This is a genomic window from Pseudomonas helleri (assembly GCF_009600315.1).
In the GTDB taxonomy this organism is placed as follows: domain Bacteria; phylum Pseudomonadota; class Gammaproteobacteria; order Pseudomonadales; family Pseudomonadaceae; genus Aquipseudomonas; species Aquipseudomonas helleri_A.
Genome location: NZ_WIWC01000040.1, coordinates 22,605 through 44,181 on the forward strand (window position 1 = coordinate 22,605; position 21,577 = coordinate 44,181).

At 59.1% G+C, this 21,577-nt stretch carries 21 protein-coding genes; 7 read left to right on the forward strand and 14 right to left on the reverse strand.

The window, feature by feature from the left end:
* Nucleotides 1-79: 79 nt before the first annotated feature.
* Nucleotides 80-871, forward strand: a complete 792-nt coding sequence (locus GHN86_RS18990) for an AraC family transcriptional regulator (protein ID WP_153381231.1) — start codon at nt 80-82, stop codon at nt 869-871.
* Between the two features lie 173 nt (nt 872-1,044).
* A complete protein-coding gene (locus tag GHN86_RS18995; protein ID WP_122784958.1) occupies nt 1,045-1,938 on the forward strand; it encodes a PA4780 family RIO1-like protein kinase in 894 nt (297 codons plus the stop codon).
* Between the two features lie 60 nt (nt 1,939-1,998).
* On the opposite strand, the gene GHN86_RS19000 is transcribed toward GHN86_RS18995, so the two are convergent.
* Nucleotides 1,999-2,862, reverse strand: coding sequence for an MBL fold metallo-hydrolase (locus GHN86_RS19000; protein ID WP_153381233.1), 864 nt, complete (start codon nt 2,860-2,862; stop codon nt 1,999-2,001).
* Nucleotides 2,863-2,954: 92 nt separating this feature from the next.
* Here GHN86_RS19000 and GHN86_RS19005 point away from each other — a divergent pair, with 92 nt between their 5' ends.
* From GHN86_RS19005 to GHN86_RS19015, 3 genes are read left to right on the forward strand one after another with little or no spacing between them, the layout of a single operon-like run.
* Nucleotides 2,955-3,284 carry an ArsR/SmtB family transcription factor gene (locus GHN86_RS19005; RefSeq protein WP_153381235.1) on the forward strand — a complete coding sequence of 110 codons (330 nt, stop codon included), beginning with the start codon at nt 2,955-2,957 and terminating at the stop codon, nt 3,282-3,284.
* Between the two features lie 58 nt (nt 3,285-3,342).
* Nucleotides 3,343-4,908 (forward strand): bifunctional protein tyrosine phosphatase family protein/NAD(P)/FAD-dependent oxidoreductase, encoded by a 1,566-nt coding sequence (locus GHN86_RS19010; RefSeq protein ID WP_153387123.1) that lies wholly within the window; start codon nt 3,343-3,345, stop codon nt 4,906-4,908.
* Nucleotides 4,909-4,910: 2 nt separating this feature from the next.
* A complete protein-coding gene (locus GHN86_RS19015) occupies nt 4,911-5,708 on the forward strand; it encodes a sulfite exporter TauE/SafE family protein (RefSeq protein ID WP_153381239.1) in 798 nt (265 codons plus the stop codon).
* Nucleotides 5,709-5,828: 120 nt separating this feature from the next.
* Here the strand turns inward: GHN86_RS19015 and cueR are convergent, their stop codons facing one another.
* From cueR to GHN86_RS19030, 3 genes are all read right to left on the reverse strand, one after another.
* Complete coding sequence (gene cueR / locus GHN86_RS19020; RefSeq protein WP_153381241.1) at nt 5,829-6,218, reverse strand: Cu(I)-responsive transcriptional regulator; 390 nt, start codon at nt 6,216-6,218, stop codon at nt 5,829-5,831.
* 13 nt (nt 6,219-6,231) lie between these two features.
* A complete protein-coding gene (locus GHN86_RS19025) occupies nt 6,232-8,613 on the reverse strand; it encodes a heavy metal translocating P-type ATPase (RefSeq protein WP_323369993.1) in 2,382 nt (793 codons plus the stop codon).
* Between the two features lie 103 nt (nt 8,614-8,716).
* Entirely contained in the window at nt 8,717-9,097 is a 381-nt protein-coding gene (locus GHN86_RS19030; RefSeq protein ID WP_153381243.1) for a hypothetical protein, read from the reverse strand.
* A 145-nt stretch (nt 9,098-9,242) separates the two neighbouring features.
* Between GHN86_RS19030 and GHN86_RS19035 the strand changes: the two genes are divergently transcribed.
* Together GHN86_RS19035 and GHN86_RS19040 are read left to right on the forward strand one after the other, a co-directional pair.
* A complete protein-coding gene (locus GHN86_RS19035) occupies nt 9,243-9,443 on the forward strand; it encodes a heavy-metal-associated domain-containing protein (protein WP_153381246.1) in 201 nt (66 codons plus the stop codon).
* A gap of 340 nt (nt 9,444-9,783) precedes the next feature.
* A complete protein-coding gene (locus GHN86_RS19040; RefSeq protein WP_153381248.1) occupies nt 9,784-10,974 on the forward strand; it encodes a multidrug effflux MFS transporter in 1,191 nt (396 codons plus the stop codon).
* Between the two features lie 7 nt (nt 10,975-10,981).
* Here the strand turns inward: GHN86_RS19040 and GHN86_RS23455 are convergent, their stop codons facing one another.
* The 10 genes from GHN86_RS23455 to GHN86_RS19085 all read right to left on the reverse strand — a co-directional run bounded on the left by GHN86_RS23455 (nt 10,982) and on the right by GHN86_RS19085 (nt 21,570).
* Complete coding sequence (locus GHN86_RS23455; protein ID WP_194286259.1) at nt 10,982-11,152, reverse strand: hypothetical protein; 171 nt, start codon at nt 11,150-11,152, stop codon at nt 10,982-10,984.
* A gap of 177 nt (nt 11,153-11,329) precedes the next feature.
* Nucleotides 11,330-12,226 (reverse strand): adenosine deaminase, encoded by an 897-nt coding sequence (locus tag GHN86_RS19045; protein WP_153387125.1) that lies wholly within the window; start codon nt 12,224-12,226, stop codon nt 11,330-11,332.
* 128 nt (nt 12,227-12,354) lie between these two features.
* Nucleotides 12,355-13,320 carry a 2-oxoglutarate and iron-dependent oxygenase domain-containing protein gene (locus GHN86_RS19050; RefSeq protein WP_153381250.1) on the reverse strand — a complete coding sequence of 322 codons (966 nt, stop codon included), beginning with the start codon at nt 13,318-13,320 and terminating at the stop codon, nt 12,355-12,357.
* Nucleotides 13,321-13,373: 53 nt separating this feature from the next.
* Nucleotides 13,374-14,456 carry a BMP family ABC transporter substrate-binding protein gene (locus GHN86_RS19055; protein WP_153387127.1) on the reverse strand — a complete coding sequence of 361 codons (1,083 nt, stop codon included), beginning with the start codon at nt 14,454-14,456 and terminating at the stop codon, nt 13,374-13,376.
* Between the two features lie 169 nt (nt 14,457-14,625).
* The gene (locus GHN86_RS19060; RefSeq protein ID WP_323369994.1) at nt 14,626-15,984 is read right to left on the reverse strand and encodes an 8-oxoguanine deaminase; all 1,359 of its coding nucleotides are present in this window, start codon (nt 15,982-15,984) and stop codon (nt 14,626-14,628) included.
* Between the two features lie 100 nt (nt 15,985-16,084).
* On the reverse strand, nt 16,085-16,771 hold the full coding sequence (locus GHN86_RS19065; protein ID WP_153381252.1) for an SDR family oxidoreductase: 687 nt from the start codon (nt 16,769-16,771) through the stop codon (nt 16,085-16,087).
* 95 nt (nt 16,772-16,866) lie between these two features.
* On the reverse strand, nt 16,867-17,793 hold the full coding sequence (locus GHN86_RS19070; protein ID WP_153387129.1) for an ABC transporter permease: 927 nt from the start codon (nt 17,791-17,793) through the stop codon (nt 16,867-16,869).
* Nucleotides 17,793-18,896: an ABC transporter permease gene (locus tag GHN86_RS19075; protein WP_153381256.1), complete on the reverse strand. Its 1,104-nt coding sequence runs from the start codon at nt 18,894-18,896 to the stop codon at nt 17,793-17,795. Before GHN86_RS19075 ends, GHN86_RS19070 begins: the two co-directional genes overlap by 1 nt.
* On the reverse strand, nt 18,880-20,445 hold the full coding sequence (locus tag GHN86_RS19080; RefSeq protein WP_153381258.1) for an ABC transporter ATP-binding protein: 1,566 nt from the start codon (nt 20,443-20,445) through the stop codon (nt 18,880-18,882). The genes GHN86_RS19075 and GHN86_RS19080 overlap by 17 nt, the downstream gene beginning before the upstream one ends.
* A gap of 537 nt (nt 20,446-20,982) precedes the next feature.
* A complete protein-coding gene (locus GHN86_RS19085) occupies nt 20,983-21,570 on the reverse strand; it encodes an IMPACT family protein (protein ID WP_153381260.1) in 588 nt (195 codons plus the stop codon).
* Nucleotides 21,571-21,577: the final 7 nt, after the last annotated feature.

Consider the following 21,577-nt stretch of genomic DNA (forward strand, 5'->3'; position numbering starts at 1 on the left):
GGGGACTCGATTATTGTAAGAATTGATGACTTAGCCTAACGTCGCTGTTTACTGACGTCTTGCGACATAAGGCCAACCAATGCCGACTAACGGACAGCGTGGCGCGCCAAGGGCGATTCCACAGCTCGATGCTTTACCCAGGCCGCTGTATGCCCGTTCCGAAAGCTTGGGGGCGGGGTCGTGGACGCCACGTCATCGGCATGACTGGGTGCAGTTTTCGTACGCCATTAGCGGTGTATTGGGTGTCCATACCGACGAAGGCAGTTTCTTTGCGCCGCCGCAGTGGGGTATCTGGATTCCGGCTGGGCTGGAGCATGAGGTGTTGACCTCGACTCGCGCAGAAATGCGCAGCCTGTATGTGCGCCGTGAGGATTGTCTTTGTGCGCCTGCGCATTGCCGGGTGCTGGAAGTCACGCCATTGGCCCGCGAGTTGATCAAGCGTTTTTGTGCGTTACCAGTGCAATACCCCGAGGGTGGCAGCCCTGAAGAGCGGTTGGTGCAGGTGCTGCTCGATCAATTGGCCGACCTGACCGAGGTGGGGTTTTCGCTGCCCTTGCCGCGTCATGCCCGCTTGTTGGCACTGTGCAATGAGCTGATCGAGTGCCCGGATTCGGAGGTGAGTTTGAGTCAGTGGGCGCAGCGGCTGGGCACCTCGGAAAAAACCTTGATGCGTTTATTCGACCGGGAAACCGGTTTGAGTTTTCGCAGTTGGCGTCAGCGTATGCGCTTGCTGTCCTCACTGCGGGTGCTGGAGGAGGGTGTCAGCGTGACCGGAGCTGCGTTATCGTGCGGGTACGATTCGACCTCGGCCTTTATTGCCGCGTTTAAAAAAATGTTTGGGTTTACGCCGGGCGAATTATTCAGGCAGTGATTCGTCTATCATCCAGAACCTATGGCGCAGGACGCGAGCTTCTGGATTTTTTGCGCACAGGGAGTGTAAACAAGCGACGCTTAACACGGCCCCCCTCTCCCCGTAACGAGTGGATTGCCGTATAACGAATGACTTTCGCGTGTTTGGTAACAAAGGACCCACAATAAAAGCTGATGAAGACTCCAAAACGCTTAGAAGCCCTGATCGAAGACGGTCTGATCGACGAGGTGCTGCGCCCACTCATGAGTGGCAAAGAAGCAGCTGTGTACGTAGTCCGCTGTGGCAATGAGCTACGGTGCGCCAAGGTTTATAAGGAGGCTAACAAACGTAGTTTCCGTCAGGCCGCCGAGTATCAGGAGGGTCGCAAGGTTCGCAACAGCCGTCAGGCCCGAGCGATGGCCAAGGGCTCGAAGTTCGGCCGCAAAGAAACCGAAGACGCCTGGCAAAATGCCGAAGTGGCTGCTCTGTTCCGTCTGGCGGGCGCCGGTGTTCGCGTTCCCAAGCCGTTCGACTTCCTGGAAGGCGTACTGTTGATGGAACTGGTGGCCGATGAATATGGCGATGCCGCGCCGCGTCTTAATGACGTGGTGCTGGAGCCGGATCAGGCGCGCGAATACCACGCTTTCCTGATTCAACAGATCGTGCTGATGTTGTGCACGGGTCTGGTTCATGGCGACTTGTCCGAGTTCAACGTGCTGCTGACGCCGACCGGGCCGGTGATTATTGACTTGCCGCAAGCAGTCGATGCCGCTGGCAACAACCATGCGTTCACCATGCTGGAGCGTGACGTGGGCAACATGGCGTCCTATTTCGGACGCTTTGCCCCCGAGTTGAAGACCACCAAGTACGCCAAAGAGATGTGGGCGCTTTACGAAGCGGCGACATTGCACCCGGGCAGTGTATTAACCGGCGAGTTTGACGAACCGGACGAGCTGGCGGATGTGGGCGGCGTGATGCGCGAGATCGAAGCGGCCCGTCTGGACGAAGCGTTTCGTCAGGCGGTGCGGGCGGCAGACGATGCCCCGCCGAGTAAAACCGAAGAGCCGCCTCCGCCCTGGATGCAGTGATTCGATGAATAAAAAATCCGGCTTCGGCCGGATTTTTTGTGCCGTTCAATTGCCCGGATTTCAAAACCGGTTCAGCGGGATCTTCAGGCTGTGCAAGCCGCTTTCATCGGCAGGCGGCAGGTTCCCGGCGCGAATATTCACCTGAATGGCCGGAATCAGCAGTGCCGGAACACCCAGGGTCGCATCCCGAGCCGTACGCATGTCGACAAAGCCCGCCAGGTCAATGCGGTCGTTAACGTGGATATTGCTGGCGCGCTGTTCATCCACTGTGGTTTCCCACGAGGCCTCACGCCCTGCGGGTGGATAGTCATGACACATAAACAGGCGCGTTGAGCCGGGAAAGGCCAGCAGGCGCTTGATCGACAGGTACAGCTGCCGCGCATCACCTCCGGGAAAGTCGCAACGCGCGGTGCCCACATCGGGCATGAACAACGTGTCACCGACGAACAGGTTGTCATGCTCAACCTGATACGCCATGTCAGCCGGGGTGTGCCCCGGGACATGCAGCGCCCGCACATTTAATCGCCCAATCTGGAACACAGCGTCTGCTTCAAACAGACGGTCGAACTGGGAACCGTCCGTTTTGAACTCGGGTTCCAGATTGTAAATATCGCGAAATACGCCCTGAACCTGAGTGATCGCCGCGCCGATACCGATCTGACCGCCCAGGGTGCGTTTCAGGTAAGCGCTGGCAGACACATGGTCGGCATGGGCATGGGTCTCCAGCAGCCACTGCACTTTCAGGCCTTTGGCATGCACAAATGCTGCGATGTTGTCCGCGCTGACCGTGCTGATCCGTCCGGCGGCGGCATCGTAGTCGAGCACCGGGTCGATGATCGCGCATTCGGCTTGGCCTGCGGCATAGACCACATAGCTGACGGTTGAGGTCGCCGGGTCGAAAAATCCTTGAATGTCGGGGTGCATGAATCGCCTCGCGCAGATCAATAAATATTCAATATATTGAAACATATATTATCGGGTCGTAGACTGTCGACCATCACGTCACGGAGCGTTCCATGTCTGCTCAACTCACTCAGGAAGAAATCGGCCTGTTGCGCGACTCTGCTTCCAAAGCCTGCACCCTGCTCAAAGCCTTGGCCAATGAAGATCGACTGCTGTTGCTCTGCCAACTCACCCAGGGTGAGCGCAATGTGGGCGAACTTGAAGCATTGACCGGCATTCGTCAGCCCACGCTGTCGCAACAACTGGGCGTGCTGCGAGATGAAGGCATGGTCAATACGCGACGCATGGGGAAATACATTTTTTATTCACTCGCCAGTTTTGAAGTGGTTTCTGTGATGCAGACCTTGTCGGGGTTGTATTGCGGGCAAGCCCTGAAAAAGTGACGCGGGCGGGTTCCCTCCCGGCTTATTCCATTTATTTTTGTTGTGACTGGAGCGCTCAATGGAGCAAAGCATCAAGCGAATCGACGCGTCATATTCAGTGACGGGGCAGATTGATCCTGCTGATCTCAGCGTGTTGGCGGAGCAGGGTTTTCGCACTGTGATCTGCAATCGACCTGACCATGAAGGCGGCCCACAGCAACCCGACCACACCGCTGTCCAGCAAGCGGCGCAAGCCTTGGGCCTGAGCTTCGCCTACTTGCCGGTGCTGACCACGGGCGCAACACCTGAGCAAGCCGAACAGTTGCGCCAACTGCTCAACGAATTGCCCAAACCTGTTCTGGCGTACTGCCGCACGGGTAATCGGTCATCAAAGCTTTACGAAGCGGCCACGCAACCCCCGCGTGAGCTCAAGCAATACGATGTGGTTGTCGTGGGCGGAGGATCGGCCGGTATCTCCGTCACGGCCAGCCTGCTCAAGCGCAACGCCGCCTTGCGCATCGCCGTCATCGAACCCAATAGCGAGCACTACTACCAGCCCGCATGGACGCTGGTCGGCGGCGGTGCCTACGATGTCAAAGACACCGTGCGCCCTACCGCAGAGGTGATGCCCAAAGCGGCGGTCTGGATCAAGGCATCCCTGTCGGCCTTTGCCCCGCAACGCAAGGTCGTGTTGCTGTGCGATGGCACCGAGCTGGGCTATCAACAATTGATCGTCTGCCCCGGTTTGCAGCTGGCGTGGGAAAACATCGAAGGCCTTGAAGAGACCTTGGGTAAAAACGGCGTCACGTCCAACTATCGCCACGACCTGGCCCCTTACACATGGGAGCTGGTGCGCAACCTGCGTGGGGGCAAGGCACTGTTCACCCAACCGGGTATGCCGATCAAATGCGCAGGCGCTCCGCAAAAAGCCATGTACCTGTCCTGCGATCATTGGCGCAAACACGGTGTGCTGGATTCAATCGCAGTGGAGTTCAATCTGGCAGGCGCAGTGTTGTTCGGTGTGCCCACCTTTGTGCCACCGTTGATGAAATACGTCGAAGCCTACAATGCCCAATTGGCCTTCCAGTCCAATCTGGTCAAAGTGGATGGCCCCCACAAAACCGCCTGGTTTGATGTGACGACGGCTGATGGGCAGGTCAACCGTGTTGAGAAATCTTTCGACCTGTTGCATGTCGTGCCGCCCCAGCAGGCGCCGGATGTGATTCGACGCAGCGAGTTGGCCGATAAAGCCGGCTGGTTCGAGACCGATCCGGCGACGTTGCAACACCCGCGGTATCCCGAAATATTTGCCTTGGGCGATGTGTGCAACACCCCCAATGCCAAAACAGCGGCGGCAGCCCGCAAGCAAGTGGTAGTGGTGGCTGACAACTTGATGGCGTTGCGCAGCAATGCCCCGTTGCCCAAGCGTTATGACGGGTATGGTTCCTGCCCGCTGACGGTGGAAAAAGGCAAAGTGATTCTGGCCGAGTTTGGCTACGGCGGGAAATTGCTGCCCACCTTCCCGCTGGACCCGACCGTGGCGCGTCAATCGGCCTGGCTGCTCAAAGCAACGCTGCTGCCGTGGTTCTACTGGCAGGGCATGCTCAAGGGCCGCGAGTGGTTCACTGACTGCAAACCGGACTGAGTATGTTGATTATCCTCTTGGGCGTGCTGGTGGGCTTGCTGCTCGGATTGACGGGCGCAGGCGGTGGCATATTGGCCATCCCCGCGTTAACCCTGGGTCTGGGCTGGACGTTGCTTGAAGCCACTCCGGTGGCCTTGCTGGCCGTCGGCGTGGCGGCAGCAGTCGGTGCGCTGGACGGGTTGCGCAAAGGGCTGGTGCGCTACAAAGCGGCCGGGTTGATGGCTGGCGCGGGCTGGCTGGCCTCTCCGGTGGGGCTTTACCTGGCCAAGTTGTTGCCCGCAGCGGCACTGATGGCCTTGTTTGGCGCGATCATGATGTTCGTCTCCGGACGGATGTTCCGGCAAGCCACGGACGGTTGCTCGGAGATCGACGCGGCCCACGGCAAAAACTGCCGGATTAATCCCGACACTGGCCGGTTAGTGTGGGACACCAAGTGCTCCACCACGCTGGCCTGTATCGGTGCGGTATCGGGATTGCTCACGGGCTTGTTGGGTGTAGGGGGCGGATTTTTGATCGTGCCTGCGTTCCGCCGCTTCAGTGATGTGCCGATGCACGGCATCGTGGCCACCTCGCTGATGGTCGTGGCCCTGGTGTCGCTGGGCACCTTGGCTCACTTGCTGTATCAGGGCGTGAGCCTGTCGGGTGAAGCCTCGGTGTTCATCGGCGCGACCTTGGCCGGGATGATCGCCGGTCGGCTGATCGCCCCCAAAGTCTCGGGCAAACGAATGCAGCAGGGCTTTGCCGTTGTGTGTGCCGTCGTCAGCGTGCTGATGATGGCCAAGGTGGCTCTGATCTCGTAGCAGCTGCCGAAAGCGGCGTTCGGCGGCGTAGCCGTCGTAAATAAAGGTTATTCGGTAAACAAGTTTTACGATTGCTTCGCAACCGAACGCAGCCTGCGGCAGCTGCTACGAGGTTTTGCATCAGCCTGCCGCCAGATCCTTGAGGATCGGGCAGTCAGGGCGGTGATCGCCCTGACAGCTTTGCACCAGTTCCTCCAGGGTGTCGCGCAAGCTGCTGAGTTCGGTGATTTTCTGGTTCAGCTCGTCAATGTGTTGACGGGCAAGCGCTTTCACATCGCCACTGGCCCGTTGGCGATCCTGCCACAGCGTCAGCAATTTACCGACTTCCTCCAGTGAGAACCCCAGATCTCGCGAGCGTTTGATAAACGCCAGCGTGTGCAGGTCATCGCTGCTGTACAGACGGTAGCCGCTGTCGCTGCGATTCGCCGGTTTGAGCAAACCAATGGATTCGTAGTAGCGAATCATTTTGGCGCTCAAGCCGCTGTGTTTGGCGGCCTGGCCGATGTTCATGAAAGATGCCTCCTCACTCAAGGTCCTTGGGTTTCCAGAACTTCAACAGCAACGCATTGCTGACCACGCTCACACTGGAAAAGGCCATCGCTGCGCCCGCCAGTACCGGGTTCAGGAAACCGAAGGCGGCCAGCGGTATGCCTACCACGTTATAGATGAACGCCCAGAACAGATTTTGTCGGATCTTGGCGTAGGTTTTGCGGCTGATTTCCAGTGCGGCAGGCACCAGTCGCGGGTCGCCGCGCATCAGCGTGATCCCCGCAGCATGCATGGCCACGTCGGTGCCGCCACCCATCGCAATGCCAATGTCCGCCGCGGCCAGCGCAGGTGCGTCGTTAATACCATCGCCGACCATGGCCACCACGCCGGTTTTTTTCAACTCGCTCACGGTTGCCGCTTTGTCGGCGGGCAACACTTCGGCGTGGACATCGGTGATGCCCAGTGCCTCGGCCACTACCTTGGCGCTGCCACGGTTATCGCCGGTCAACAAGTGGCTGCTGATATGCAACGCATTGAGTTGTTCAATCGCGGGCAGCGCACCGGCCTTGAGGGTGTCGCCAAAGGCAAACAGGCCCAGTACCTGCGGCTGTGGACTTTGCTCGATCAGCCACGACAGCGTGCGACCTTCGGCTTCCCACGCGGTAGCCGAGTCGGCCAGTGTGCCCGGTGTCAGGCCGGTTTCGTCCAGCAGGCGGCGATTGCCCAGGGCTAAACGACGACCTGCCAGCGTGCCGGCAATGCCGCGCCCGGTCAGCGATTGGCTTTCAGTGACATTGGGCACGTCCAGATGGCGGGCATTGCAAGCGTCGAGAACCGCTTTGGCCAGCGGGTGCTCGCTGCCGCGCTGCAACGCCCCGGCCGCTTGCAGCACCTGCTGCTCATCGCCGTGCAGCGCTTTAAAGTGTGCAATCTGCGGCGTGCCGGACGTCAGGGTGCCGGTTTTGTCGAAGACCACGGCACTGACTTCGTGAGCGCGTTCGAGGGCTTCGGCGTCTTTTATCAAAATCCCGTGGCGGGCCGCCACACCTGTCCCGGCCATGATCGCAGTCGGTGTTGCCAGCCCCAGTGCGCAGGGGCAGGCGATCACCAGCACGGCAACGGCGTTGATCAGTGCGGTTTCAATCGGCGCGCCATACAGCCACCAGCCGAGCAAGGTGGCGAGGGCGATCAACAGCACCACTGGAACAAACACCTGACTGACTTTATCCACCAGCTTCTGGATCGGTGCCTTGGCTGCCTGGGCGTCCTCGACCAGCCGAATGATGCGCGCCAGTACGGTTTCGGTGCCCAGCGCCAGCGTTCTGATGACCAATCGGCCTTCGCCATTAATGGCGCCGCCGGTGACGTTGTCGCCGGGCTGTTTAGGCACCGGCAAACTCTCGCCGCTGATCAAGGCTTCATCGGCGTGGCTTTGACCTTCGACCACTTCTCCGTCTACCGGGAAACGCTCGCCGGGTTTAACCAGCACCAGATCATTGAGGCGCAGGTCGCTGATGGCCACATCCTGCTCCTGACCGTCGACCACCCGCAAGGCGCGCTCAGGGCGCAACGCTTCAAGGGCGCGGATAGCGCTGGCAGTCTGACGCTTGGCGCGGCTTTCAAGGTATTTACCCAGCAGCACCAGCGCAATCACCACGGCTGAAGCTTCGAAGTACAAGTGCGGCATCTCGCCGGGTTTGGCAATGGCCCACTCGTACAGACTCAAGCCATAACCGGCGCTGGTGCCGAGGGCGACCAGCAGGTCCATATTGCCCGCACCGGCTTTGACGGCCTTCCAGGCGGCCACATAAAAGCGCGCGCCGAGAATAAATTGCACCGGTGTGGCGAGCATGAATTGTGCCCAGGCGGGCAGCATCCAGTGCACGCCAAATGGCGCCAGCAACATGGGCAGTACCAGCGGCAGCGCCAAGACGATCGCCAAGGTCAGCGCCCACCGCTCACGGTGCAGGCGTTGATGTTGATCGTCCTGAGTGGCTTGCTGATTTTCGTGCAGGCTGGCGCTGTAGCCCGCTTGGCTGACCGCGTTGATCAGGAGCGTTGGGTCAACATGGCCGAGCAGTTCGACGTGAGCCCGTTCGCTGGCAAGGTTGACGCTGACGGTTTTGACTCCAGGCACCTTGGCCAGCGCTTTTTCGACGCGGCCAGCGCACGAAGCGCACGTCATGCCGCTGATGTCCAGCTCCAGACTGCTGGACGGAACGCTGTAACCGGCTTGCTGAACGGCGTTGACCAGTGCTGGCAAGCTATCGGCCGGGGCCTCTACACGCGCCTGCTCAGTGGCCAGATTGACACTGACCGAGCTGACACCCGGCACTTTTGCCAACGCTTTCTCGACGCGCCCCGCGCAACTGGCGCAGGTCATGCCGGCAATCGGCAGATCGAATGGGGTGGGCACAAACAGTCCTCCTCAAGAAGTTATCTCTCCATAGAATCAACCTTGACCCGATGGCAAGGTCAAGGCTTCTTGTTGACCGTTACTGTAGTCACTTGCGCGGGTTTCAATAGCCCAATGCGGCAGGTTTCAGGTAAACACCTTGCTTGCCGAGGGCCATGCGGTATTTGAGGACGTCACCGGCTTTCAAGGTGAACTGCTGGGCAGGTGGCACCAGCATGCCTGGCAAGCACCCGGGGGCCTGACCGGGCAGTAACTTGAGACGAATACCGACATTGCCTGCCGGTAAATTGAAGGAGAGCGATTGTTCCTGAAACAAACGGCCGGCCAACTGGTCATCTATATAGATGCCGATTTCGCAATTAGTGGGCACCTCAAGGCGCTCGCGGGAAATAATCAACACCCCGTAGTCCTGCGCCGCATTTGCCCACAGTGGCAAACTGGCAAGACCTAAAAGGCTGACTAGGCTCAAAGCGGACCAGCGCATGGCTACGTATCCTGTTCTCGATAGCAAGGCGTTCAGCTTGGCCGAGCAGGGTGTAGATTGCCAGTACGCAATCGCAGAAGGGGGCTTGACCTTGCCATGATGGGAAGGTCAAAGCTGTCGCTATCTCAAACAAGGAGCAAGTCTTATGTACGTTTACGAAGTCAAGAACATGACGTGCGGTGGCTGTGTGAATGGCGTGAAAAAGGCGGTATTAACGGTCGATCCCAATGCTCAGGTCGAGGTGGATCTGGCCAGTAAAAAGGTCACGGTTGAAAGCTCGCACCCTTCGACAGAGTTTGTTGATGCCCTGACCACGGCATCCTATGAGGCGCGAACAGCTCATTAAGTCTGAAATTCGTAGCAGCTGCCGAAGGCTGCGTTCGGCGGCGAAGCCGTCGTAAAACCTGACACACCGAGGCGCATGGTTTTGCGATCGCTGCGCAATCGGACGTCGCCTTCGGCAACTGCTACGGATACGTCAGCGACTCGGCGCAAAACTTTGTAGCAGCTGCCGAAGCCGTCGTAACTCCTGACACGCCGAGGTGCATGGTTTTGCGATTAGGCAAATATATGGGTCACGTGACGCTTTAGCGGCTTGTTAGCTAGCTCGCTATCGTTATATTCAAGTTCTGTATCCACAGCTAGACTGTCGAACTGCGCTAACCGCAGCTCGATCTGGATACCTGATGAACCTTAAAACCATTTTGATCCTGGGCGCCTTGAGTGCCTTTGGTCCGTTGGCCATCGATTTTTATTTGCCGGGCTTCCCGGCAATGGCGACCGCTTTCGCAACGGACGAAACACAGATTCAACTGACTCTGGCCGTGTATTTTTTGGGCCTGTCCATTGGCCAATTGATCTATGGCCCCATCGCTGACCGCTATGGGCGGCGTATCCCGTTATTGGTAGGCGTAGGTCTGTTCACGCTGGCGTCTCTGGCCTGTGCGCTGGCACCGTCGCTGGAATGGCTCATCGGTGCGCGTTTTGTTCAGGCCCTGGGCGGCTGCGCAGGGATGGTGCTGTCGCGGGCGATTGTCAGCGACAAGTGCGACGCCGTAGGCGCGGCCAAGGTGTTCTCGCAGTTGATGCTGGTGATGGGGTTGGCCCCAATTCTGGCGCCAATGCTGGGCGGCCTGTTGGTCAACCTGTATGGCTGGCAGTCGATTTTTATCGTCCTGACGGTCTTCAGTGCGTTGGCGGCGCTAGCCGTTGCATTGGGGTTGCCGGAAAGCTTGCCTGATAACGTGCCGCGTCAGCCGCTCTCGGGAGCGCTTCGCCAATACGGCCGTCTGCTCAAGGATCGCGAGTTTCTGGGTCATGCCCTGACCGGGGGGATCGCAATGGCCGGTATGTTCGCCTACATCGCCGGCTCACCCTTTGTCTTTATCAAGCTCTACGGCGTGCCCGCCGAACATTACGGCTGGCTGTTCGGCAGTAACGCGGCCGGTTTTATTTTGGTGGCGCAGATTAACGCTCGCTTGTTGGCCAATCGTGGCCCCGCCTTCTTGCTGGCACGCACGATCTGGATCTATCTGGCTGCGGGGGTTGTATTGCTGGCGGTCAGTGCCTTGCACACCCAACAACTGTGGCCGTTGCTCATCCCGTTGTTTGTCTGCATCGCCAGTCTGGGCTGCATCATTCCCAATGCCTCGGCCTGTGCCATGAGCGGGCAGGGCGCACGAGCCGGCAGTGCTTCAGCCATGCTGGGTTGCTTGCAGTTCAGTGTGGCGGCGGGCGCTGCGTCGCTGGTGGGCGTGTTACACAATGGCACGGCCATGCCGATGGCGATGGTGATCACCTTGTGCGGCGTGTTGGCGGTGATACTCGCAGTGGCGACCCGGCGCGTTTACACCGCGCGGATCGCCGCTCAAGAGTAGCGTTGAGCTAACTGGCCAAACGCTCGGGCAGGCGGTGCGGGGCTTGCAAGCGTGCTTGCAACTTATCGACAAAGGCCCGGGCTTCGGCCTCGCTACGAAAGTTGACGGCCTGCTGGTCAAGTTGAACCTGCCAACGGCCGTCGCGGGATTTTGCTAACGCTTTCATCAGGATTTTCATTTCTGGCCTCCTTGAGTTTGCAAAGGAGGCCAGTGTAAGCCTGATTTCCCGGAAGAAAATGCCCGGGATCAAGTCCCTGACTGACGGTCGAAAAATGGCCGCATCTATCCCGACAACACCTTACGGCTTGATCAGTCGTGCATCCAGACCGTTTTGCGCCAGGCGTGTAGCCTGCTCTTAGGTCATGCCCAGGTCGGTGTGCAGTGCATGGAAGTTCTCGGTCATGTAGCCGCCAAAGTAGGCCGGGTCATCCGAGTTAACGGTCACTTTCACGCCGCGCTCAAGCATCTCAAGGATGTTGTGCTGGGACATGTGGTCGAACACGCACAGTTTGGTGTTGGACAACGGGCACACGGTCAACGGGATCTGCTCGTCGATAATGCGCTGCATCAAACGCTCGTCTTCGATGGCCCGTACGCCATGGTCGATACGCTGAATTTTCAGCAGGTCCAGCGCTTCCCAGATGTACTCCGGCGGGCCTTCTTCACCCGCGTGGGCCACGGTCAGGAAGCCTTCGTGGCGGGCACGGTCGAATACGCGCTGGAACTTGCTCGGCGGGTGGCCCATTTCTGAACTGTCGAGGCCCACGGCCACAAACGCATCGCGAAACGGCAGGGCCTGGTCGAGGGTTTTTTCTGCCTGTTCTTCGCTCAAGTGACGCAGGAAGCTAAGGATCAGGCCGCTGGTAATGCCCAGTTGCTGCTCGCCATCCTTGAGTGCGCTGGCAATGCCGTTGAGCACTACTTCAAACGGAACGCCACGGTCGGTGTGGGTTTGCGGATCGAAGAAGGGCTCGGTGTGGATAACGTTCTGTGCCTTGCAGCGCAGCAGGTACGCCCAGGTCAGGTCATAGAAGTCTTGCGAGGTGCGCAGTACGTCCGCACCTTTGTAGTACAGGTCGAGGAATTCTTGCAGGTTGTTGAAGGCATACGCTTTGCGCAAGGTTTCAACGTCGTTCCACGGCAAAGCGATTTTATTGCGCTCAGCCAGCGCGAACAGCAACTCGGGTTCCAGAGAACCTTCCAGGTGCATGTGCAGTTCTGCTTTTGGCAGGGCGTTCAGCCAGTCATACATATCGGTTCATATCTCATCAGGTGCAAACAGGGCGCGCGCCACCGTCGGCAGACAGGGCGGTGCGCGCCTGAAAACCGGCCATTGTACAGGCCAGTCACAGGATGCAACATAAAACTAGACCAGCGATGTCATGACGCTTCGAGTTCTCGCCGGTACGCGTAGGTGTCAGCGAAGCGTGACAGCAGGAATTCGGCACAGGTGGTGGGCGGGTATTTGGCCGGGTTGTTAACGTCCTGACAGCCGGGCAGGCATTCAATGGCGGTGTCAGGGTGCGGCTCGGCAAAGAACGGCATGGAGTAGCGGTTGACCTCCAGCGGGCTGATCACCCGATGCGGGGTTGAAACATAACGATCGTTGCTCCAGCGCGCCATCATGTCGCCGAGATTGACCACGAACGTGCCGTCAATGGGCGGTGCGTCGATCCATTCGCCCTGCACATTGCGCACTTGCAGGCCGCCCGCGGCATCTTGATAGAGCAGGGTGACGCAGCCGTAATCGGTGTGCGCGCCTGCACCTTGTTGTTCATGGCTAGTGGCCGCTTCGCGGGGCGGGTAATGGATGATGCGCAGCACGCTGACCGGTTCTTCAAAGCGCTGGTCAAAGAAATCGCGGTCGATGCCCAGCGCCAGCGTCATGGCCCGCAGCAGGGTCTGGGCCAGCGCCTGCATGTCGGCGTAATGGCTTTCCATCAGGTGTTGCCAGCCGGGCAGGTCGGGGTGGCGGTTGGGCCCGCGCAAGGGTTTTTCGGCCATGACGTGCGGGTGTTCGTCGGGCAAATGCAGGCCCATGTCGAAGGTTTCTTTCAGGTCGCTGGGGCGGTTGGGGTCAAGCTGCTCGGTGGCGACCGCGCCATACCTGCGATGATGGCGCGTCTGCGTGATGTCAATGCGCAGCTTTTCCTCGTCCGGCAGGGCGAAGAAGGTTTGAGCGATGCTGAGCAGGTGCTCAATCCGTTCGGCGCTGATCGGGTGGCCCTTGATATAGAAAAAGCCCCATTCTCGGCAGGCGTGGTCAATCTGGGTGGCGACCGCTTGCCAGCCGGCAGCGGTGTCCTGATACAGCGGGCTGATGTCGATAACGGGAAGCCGGTTCATGGGGCGCTCCGGTAAGGTGCGGGCAGACAGGTGAGCATGTGTCCGCAGAGGGTTTACTTCGGCAGGTCGGCTTTCATGCCTTCGACGTAGTAGTTCATGGACGCCAGTTCGGCGTTGCTGGCGGTCACCCCGGCAGCGATTTTTTCAACGCCGGTCTGATCCTTGATTGGGCCGGTGAAAGGGTGGAATTCGCCGCTTTCAATGTTGGCGATCAATTTTTCCGCTTCGGCCTTGGTGTCCGCTGGTACTAAATCACTGATCGGCAATTGCACAGTGCCTTCTTTCAGGCCGCCCCAATAATCCTGAGGTTTCCAGTTGCCATCAAGCACACCCTGAGTGGCCTGAATGTAATGCGGGCCCCAGTTGTTGACGATGGAGGTGAGCACCGCTTTTGGCCCGAAGTGGCCCATGTCCGAGGCATAGCCCACCGCGTATACGCCGCGCCGCTCGGCCGCCTGAATCGGCGCCGGGCTGTCAGTGTGCTGGAACACCACATCGACCCCTTGGTCGATCAGGGCGTTGGCGGCATCCGCTTCTTTGCCCGGATCAAACCAGGAGTTGACCCACACCACTTTGATCTCGGTGCCGGGGTTGTATTTATTCAAGGCCAGTTGAATGGCGTTGATGTCGCGGATCACTTCTGGGATGGGGAACGACGCCACGTAACCGATCTTTTTACTCTTGGTCATTTTGGCCGCGAGATAGCCCGCGACGTAGCGCCCTTCATAGGTGCGGGCCAAATAAGTGCCCATGTTCTTGTCTTGCTTGTAGCCAGTGGCGTGTTCAAAGGTGGTCTTGGGGAATTGCTTGGCCACTTTCAGCGTCGGGTTCATATAGCCGAATGAGGTGGTGAAAATCAGGTCGTACTTGTCCTTGGCCATGTTGCGAATCACCCGCTCGGCGTCGGCGCCTTCAGGCACGTTTTCGACATAGCTGGTGGTGATCTTGTCGCCGAACTGCTTGGCCAGCGCCAGTCGACCCTGCTCGTGCTGATAGGTCCAGCCGTGGTCGCCGATTGGGCCGATATACACAAAGCCGACTTTTAGCGGGTCGGCGGCGCTGGCCGAAAGGCTGGCGCTCAGGCCTATGGCCGCCGCAAGGGCACAGAGCAACGTTTTCAAAGGACGTTTATGCATGGGAGCGGGTTCCGTATTGTTGGTATGTAGTCGCAGACGAGGCAGGCCAATGCAAAAAATTGACCAACAAGACAACAAACGCGGCGCAGTGCGGTTGTGCCGTTTTCCCCATGCTGGCAAAGAGCCAAGCCGGTGCGCCGCTCAGGCTGATGCCTGTCACTGGTGCGTATCAGAGACCGTTGATCAAGGCATGGGCCGCTTGTCGGTGGTCAGCGATGAGTCCTTTAAGGTCAAGCCCTTGCACTTGGCCGTCGATCACCCGCCACTTCCCGCCAATCATCACCCTGTCTGCGCGATCCGCACCGCACAGCAACAAGGCGGCAATCGGGTCATGGCTGCCGGAAAAGCGCAGCTCGTCGAGTTTGAACAGCGCCAGATCCGCTTGTTTGCCAACCGCCAACTCGCCGATGTCAGTACGCCCCAGCAGGCTCGCCGAACCGCGAGTGGCCCAGCCCAGCACGAGTTCGGGGGTGATTTTTTCGGCGCCGTAACGCAGGCGCTGGAGGTACAACGCCTGCCGCGTTTCGAGGATCATGTTCGACGCGTCATTGGAGGCCGAGCCATCCACGCCCAACCCTATCGTGGCCCCACTGGCCAGCAGTTCCAGTGTCGGGCAAATGCCCGACGCCAGTCGCATGTTGGAACTGGGGCAATGGCTGATACCGGTTTTGGCGGTACCCAGACGAGCGATTTCCTGCGGGTTGAAGTGAATGCCATGAGCCAGCCAGGTGCGCGGGCCGAGCCAGCCGACGCTGTCCAGATAATCCACGGTGCGCAAGCCAAAGCGTTGCAGGCAGAACGCTTCTTCATCGAGGGTTTCTGCCAGGTGGGTATGCAGGCGTACATCCAGTTGCTCGGCCAGTTCAGCGCTGTCGCTCATGATCTGCGGGGTTACTGAAAAGGGCGAGCAGGGCGCCAAGGCAATCTGGATCTGCGCGCCATCGCCACGCTCATGGTAGGTCTGTATCAGACGTTGGCTATCCGCCAGAATCACCTCGCCCTGTTGCACTGTTTGCTGAGGCGGCAGGCCGCCGTCGGCCTCGCCCAAACTCATCGAACCACGGGTCAGCATGGCGCGCATGCCCAGCTCGCGCACGCACTGGACCTGAATATCAATGGCGTTTTCCAGGCCGTCCGGGAATAAATAATGATGATCGGCTGCCGTGGTGCAGCCGGACAGCAGCAGTTCGGTGAGCGCAACTTTACTGGCCAGCGCCAGTTTTTCGGGTGTCAGCCGCGCCCACACCAGGTAGAGCGTTTGCAGCCAGGGAAACAACGGTTGGTTGACCACCGGGGCCCAGGCACGGGTGAGGGTTTGATAGAAATGGTGATGGGTGTTGATCAGCCCCGGCAGCAGCACATGCTCGCGCGCATCAAAGACGTGATCGCACGGGCGGGCGGGGTGTTGCCCGACACCGAGCAGTTCAACGATGCGCTCGCCTTCGAGCACCAGGCCGCCTCGGGCATCAAGGGTGTTGGCGGTGAACACGGCCAAGGGATTTTTTAACCAGATACGGGTCGCAGGCACGGGCCGGCTCCTCTGAAAGTTGAGTTCAGGTTTGCCAGCTCAGTGTTGTCCTGTCTGCTGATCCAGGTGTGATGCGGGTTACGCTTTTAGGGTGCGCTGCTTACCAGACAATGGTTTGCCCCTGGTAATCGAGGAAGTAGTGCCCGCCCTTGCCGGTGTAGGCATTGATCACATCGACCAAGCCACGGGTGCTGGTGGCCACATCAATCTGGGCACCTTCGCCGCCCATATCGGTTTTAACCCAGCCCGGGTGCAGCGACAGCACGGTCAGTTTGCGTTCGCCCAGCTGGCTCACATAAGTATTGGTCAGCGAGTTGAGGGCCGCCTTGCTGGCTTTGTACAACGCCAGTTCAGGCGCGTCCGGGCTGGTGACGCTGCCCAGAACGGAGCTCATGAAGGCCAGTACGCCGGTGTCAGCGCGCAGGCTGTCGGTAAAGTGCTGGGCGAGGCTGATGGGCGCCACGCTGTTGGTGAGGAACAGTTGCGCGACCTCTTGCGCGGGGGCTGCGCCGGGCGTCTGGTCATCCGGGCCTTTGATGCCGGCGTTGACGAACAGCAGGTCGAACACTTGACCCTGCAGACGCTGGTGAAGGTCGCTGACGGACTGGGCATCATCCATGTCCAGCTGTTCGATCTGCACATCGGCCACGGCACGCAGTTTGTCGGCCTTGTGGGTGTCGCGCACGGTCGCGGTGACGGCCCAGCCATCTTCTTTCAGACGCTGCACAAGCCCCAGGCCCAAGCCTCGGGAGGCGCCGATGATCAAAGCGTTTTTTGTCGCGGGCATGCTGTTGCTCCTTTGAGTCGAGAGGGTCGCAAAGGGCAACTGTGCCCCAGCCCCTTGCGCAACACCAGCCGTGATTGAGGCCGCTGTCCCATGTTTCAGTGCCCCGCCTGCCAGGGCTGGCCCAGTGAAACCGGGGCATATAGCCGTGTGCGCAGCGCATCGCGTGACAGCAGCACCAGCACCACAATAGTGGCGACATAGGGCAGCATGGCCAGCAGGTTGGAAGGAATGGCCAGCCCCAGCCCCTGTGCAACCAGATGCAGGATGCTGGCGAGCCCGAACAGATAAGCGCCCAGCAGCAGACGCCCAATCCGCCAACTGGCAAATACCACCAGTGCCAGCGCAATCCAGCCGCGCCCGGCGGTCATGTTTTCGGCCCACATCGGCGTGTAGGCCAGAGAAAGGTAGGCACCTGCCAGACCGGCCATCGCACCGCCAAACAAGACAGCCAGAGTGCGCACCCACATCACCGGTACGCCCATCGCATTGGCGGCGTGAGGATTCTCTCCGACGGCTTGAATGATCAGCCCGATCCGGCTTTTGAGTACGACCCACGCCACCAGTACAAACAGCGCAAAGGATAGGTAAACCAACGCGTCCTGTGCAAACAGCATGCGACCGATCAGCGGGATGTCGCTCAACAGTGGGATGGCCAACGGGTCAAAACCGGCAAGCGGTTTACCGACCCATGCCGCCCCGACAAAACTCGACAGGCCGACACCGAAAATGGTCAGGGCTAAACCGGTGGCTACCTGATTGGCGTTAAACACCAGTGCCACCAGCGCAAAAAGGGCACTGAGCAGCATGCCAGCGAGCATCGCCAGCAAGACGCCGAGCCACAGGTTGCCGGTGCTCAACGCGACAATAAAACCGATCACCGCGCCGAACAGCATCATGCCTTCCTGCCCAAGATTGAGAACGCCGCTTTTTTCGCAGATCAGTTCGCCCATCGCGACCAGCAACAGCGGTGTTCCGCAGCGCACCATGGCGTAGAAAATATTGCTCAGCAGATCCATGTCCATCAATGCGCTCCTATCGGTGCAACGACTGTGTTGCGGCGTCCCCAGCGCACGGCGAGGCGCGGGCGATAAAGAATCAGCACGTCACACGCCAGCAGAAAAAACAGCATCATTCCCTGAAACAGTTGGGTGATTGCCAGGGGCAGATTGAGGGTCATCTGCGCTTGTTCACCGCCCAGATACAGCAAGGCCATCAACAGGCTGGCAAACAGAATGCCGAGAGGGTTCAAACGGCCCAGAAAGGCCACGGTAATCGCGGCATAGCCGTACCCCGGCGAGACCTGCGGCACCAGTTGCCCCAGGGGGCCGGTGACTTCACATACCCCCGCCAAACCGGCCAGGCCACCGCTGATTAACAGCGCCAGCCAGATCAGGGGTTTCTCGCGAAAGCCGACAAACCCGGCAGCGCGTTTGTCCAGCCCCAGCACTTTGATCTGAAAGCCGACAAAGCTTTTTTGCAGCAGCACCCACACTGCGACCAACGCCAGCAACGCGAAATACACTCCGGCGTGCACGCGACCGTCCTCGGTCAGTAGAGGCAATCGACTGGCATCACCCAACATCGCCGACTCCGGGAAGTTGTAGCCAGCCGGGTCTTTGAGCGGGCCGTGGACGCAATACAGCAGCAGGTTGAGGGCGATGTAATTGAGCATGATGCTGGTGAGGATTTCATTGGCATTGAAGTGCGTGCGCAGCCACGCCGTCAGCCCACCCCACGCGGCACCGGCCAGCGTGCCGCAGAGGAGAATCAGCACCAGCGCCCAGCGGCTTTGCAGGTCGATCACATTGACGGCCAGCGCACTGCCGGCCAGAGCACCGAGCAACAGTTGCCCCTCGGCCCCGATGTTCCAGATGCGCGCTTGATACGCCACCGCCAGTCCGAGGGCACAGAGCAAAATGGGCAACGTCTTGATCATCAGTTCGCTGACGCCATACAGGTCGCTGATCGGGGCGATCAACAGCGTGTGCAGGGTCAGTAACGGGTCGTGCCCCAAGGCAATAAACAACAATGAGCCGCAACCCAGTGTCAGCAGTGCCGCGAGCAGCGGCGAACACCACAACATGGCGCGCGATTGTTGGCCGCGGGGTTCAAGGGATAGCAACATGACAAGCTCCGAGAGCAAAAGAGGGGGTGGCAGGCGTTTCAAACTGACCGGCCATCCAGCCACCGACTTCCACCAGATGGGTGTGGGCCGTGTCTTTAAGCGGCGATAACCGACCGCTGCACAATGCCCCGATGCGATCACTGATCTGGAATAACTCATCAAGGTCTTCGGAAATCACCAGAATGGCCGCCCCGGCATCACGCAGTGCAATCAATGCGCGATGGATCGTGGCGGCCGCGCCGACATCGACGCCCCACGTGGGGTGGGCGGCAATCAGCAATTTAGGTTGCTGGAGGATTTCCCTGCCCAGGATAAATTTCTGCAAGTTACCGCCGGACAGGCTTCGGGCCTGAGCGTCACTGTTGGGTGTCTTTACCCCAAATCGTTGAATGATCAACTCGGCCAAAGCCCTGACCCGCTCATGGCGAATTAACCCGCGGCTTACCAGACCTTGCTGAAAGGCGGTCAACAGCGCGTTGTCAGCCAGGCTCATGTCGGGAACAGCGCCATGACCCAGGCGCTCGGCGGGTACAAAAGCCATGCCTTTGTGCCGTCGGGCATCGGGACGTAAATGGGCGACTGGCTGTTGATCGATGCGGATGTGTCGGCTTTGACTGACGGGCAGCCGCACTTCGCCACAGAGCAAGGCCAGCAACTCATCCTGACCGTTGCCGGCCACGCCCGCGATGCCCACGATTTCGCCGCTGCGAACATTCAAGTTGATGCCGTGCAATGCGCAGCCGAAAGGGTCCGGGTTGTGCCAGGACAGAGCGTCTACCTGCAAAAAATCAGACGCGCCCTGGGCCTTCGGGTACGGGTCAATCAGGTTGGCAGCCTCACCGACCATCATCTGTGCCAATTGCCTGTCCGAGCACTCGCCCGGAATACAGTGCCCGGCCACTTTGCCGCCACGCAGTACCGTCGCACTGTGACAGAGCGCACGTACTTCATTGAGCTTGTGGCTGATAAAGAGAATGCTGCAACCCTCGCCAGCCAACCGGCGCAATGTCACAAAGAGTTCATCGGCTTCCTGTGGCGTGAGCACTGAGGTCGGTTCATCGAGAATCAGCAAACGGATGTCTTGCATCAGGCAGCGAATGATTTCGACCCGCTGGCGTTCGCCAATCGACAAGCTGTGCACCAGACGTTCAGGCTCCAGCGCCATCCCGTAACGCGCAGAGACTTCGCGGATGCGTGGCTCCAACGCTTTTGGTGATCCGGCAACAGGGCCCAGGGCAAGCGCAATGTTTTGCGCCACGCTCAGGGTTTCAAACAGCGAAAAGTGTTGGAAGACCATGCCAATACCCAGACTGCGTGCCTGAGCCGGATTGCGCACTTTCAACGGCTGCCCCTGCCAGATAATTTCACCGGTATCGGCTTGGGTCACGCCGTAAATGATCTTCATCAGGGTGCTTTTGCCGGCTCCATTTTCCCCGAGCAGGGCGTGGATTTCGCCCGGCTGGATGCTCAGGTCAATAGCGTCATTGGCCAGACAGCCGGGGTAGCGTTTGCTGATACGGCGTAATTGGAGGCGGGCAGGGTTGGACATGACAGGCTCGATTGATCAGAGGTGTGCTGTCAGGGCTAAAGCAATTTCTTGGCCAACAGGTCAGGAAATAAGGCGGGTTTGGCATTCTGCAGGGCTGAATGAACTGTCAGGTAATTTATCCACATGCCACTGGCACTGTTTCAGGGCGTTCATAAGCCTTTAAGCGCTGATTTGGTTCCTGCTGTCTGGTCAAAAAACGTACAACGTCGTACAAGTCATGCCGGGCATGCATTTCGGGGACTCCTGCACGGGTTATCCACAGGTTGCTCCACAGGAACTGTGCGCAAGCGTGAAAACCCTGCATAACGCCAATATGGCTTTGTTCCAACTGGCGATATACACCGGCAAGCCGCTGTTTTATATCGAAAAGAAGTCACAATTAAGTAAATTGATCGTTTTTTGATCATTGATAGCCAAGCCACGGTCTGCTTGGGCTGTAGCCGTGTGTGCTCAGGTTATCCACAGCCCGGTGCACAGTGGTTGGGGGTAAAGATTTAATGCTGCCGGGCGGTGGCATTCAACAGAGGGTCGCTGAATTCAGGGCAGACGGTGCAAAGTGATGCGCCCGCGACTCAAGTCGGCAAGTTGCTGTTGCAAGACCCCGATTTGCGGTTCGGCGACCGCCATGCGCAGCGTGACACCATTGGCGCTGAAGGTTTCATCGAGTATCAAGCCATTCAGGTCATGCAGGCGTACTTTCAACAGCGCCAGCTCACTGAACATGCATTCACAGTTCAACTCAGTGCGTTTGATCAGAGGCACGTGTTCGGCATTTTGCAGGCACTTGTTGGCACCTCCGCCATAGGCGCGCGCCAGCCCGCCAGTGCCCAACTGAATACCGCCGTACCAGCGAATCACCAACACCGCGACTTGATCAAAACCCTGCGCCTCGATGGCGGCCAGAATGGGCCGTCCTGCGGTACCGCCGGGTTCGCCGTCGTCATGGCTGCGATATTGGTCCGCCACTTTCCACGCCCAGCAGTTGTGGGAGGCATTCGGGTCACGGTATTGCTCGATAAAGGCCTGCGCCTCGGCGGCAGAGCAAATCGGGCTGGCAAAGGTGATAAAGCGGCTTTTGCGAATTTCTTCACGGTATTCACAGAGACCGGCCAACGTGAAAGACATGCGTTAC

Bases quoted from the DNA above. Each gene is read 5' to 3' on its own strand.
- GHN86_RS19050 (WP_153381250.1), bottom strand. From the start codon at position 13,320: ATGAACCGGCTTCCCGTTATCGACATCAGCCCGCTGTATCAGGACACC.
- GHN86_RS19075 (WP_153381256.1), bottom strand. From the start codon at position 18,896: ATGTTGCTATCCCTTGAACCCCGCGGCCAACAATCGCGCGCCATGTTG.
- cueR (WP_153381241.1), bottom strand. From the start codon at position 6,218: ATGAACATCGGCCAGGCCGCCAAACACAGCGGCTTGAGCGCCAAAATG.
- GHN86_RS23455 (WP_194286259.1), bottom strand. From the start codon at position 11,152: ATGAAAATCCTGATGAAAGCGTTAGCAAAATCCCGCGACGGCCGTTGG.
- GHN86_RS19070 (WP_153387129.1), bottom strand. From the start codon at position 17,793: ATGGACATGGATCTGCTGAGCAATATTTTCTACGCCATGGTGCGCTGC.
- GHN86_RS19080 (WP_153381258.1), bottom strand. From the start codon at position 20,445: ATGTCCAACCCTGCCCGCCTCCAATTACGCCGTATCAGCAAACGCTAC.
- GHN86_RS18995 (WP_122784958.1), top strand. From the start codon at position 1,045: ATGAAGACTCCAAAACGCTTAGAAGCCCTGATCGAAGACGGTCTGATC.
- GHN86_RS19010 (WP_153387123.1), top strand. From the start codon at position 3,343: ATGGAGCAAAGCATCAAGCGAATCGACGCGTCATATTCAGTGACGGGG.
- GHN86_RS19045 (WP_153387125.1), bottom strand. From the start codon at position 12,226: ATGTATGACTGGCTGAACGCCCTGCCAAAAGCAGAACTGCACATGCAC.
- GHN86_RS19035 (WP_153381246.1), top strand. From the start codon at position 9,243: ATGTACGTTTACGAAGTCAAGAACATGACGTGCGGTGGCTGTGTGAAT.
- GHN86_RS19000 (WP_153381233.1), bottom strand. From the start codon at position 2,862: ATGCACCCCGACATTCAAGGATTTTTCGACCCGGCGACCTCAACCGTC.
- GHN86_RS19015 (WP_153381239.1), top strand. From the start codon at position 4,911: ATGTTGATTATCCTCTTGGGCGTGCTGGTGGGCTTGCTGCTCGGATTG.
- GHN86_RS19055 (WP_153387127.1), bottom strand. From the start codon at position 14,456: ATGCATAAACGTCCTTTGAAAACGTTGCTCTGTGCCCTTGCGGCGGCC.
- GHN86_RS19085 (WP_153381260.1), bottom strand. From the start codon at position 21,570: ATGTCTTTCACGTTGGCCGGTCTCTGTGAATACCGTGAAGAAATTCGC.
- GHN86_RS18990 (WP_153381231.1), top strand. From the start codon at position 80: ATGCCGACTAACGGACAGCGTGGCGCGCCAAGGGCGATTCCACAGCTC.
- GHN86_RS19005 (WP_153381235.1), top strand. From the start codon at position 2,955: ATGTCTGCTCAACTCACTCAGGAAGAAATCGGCCTGTTGCGCGACTCT.
- GHN86_RS19065 (WP_153381252.1), bottom strand. From the start codon at position 16,771: ATGCCCGCGACAAAAAACGCTTTGATCATCGGCGCCTCCCGAGGCTTG.
- GHN86_RS19040 (WP_153381248.1), top strand. From the start codon at position 9,784: ATGAACCTTAAAACCATTTTGATCCTGGGCGCCTTGAGTGCCTTTGGT.
- GHN86_RS19030 (WP_153381243.1), bottom strand. From the start codon at position 9,097: ATGCGCTGGTCCGCTTTGAGCCTAGTCAGCCTTTTAGGTCTTGCCAGT.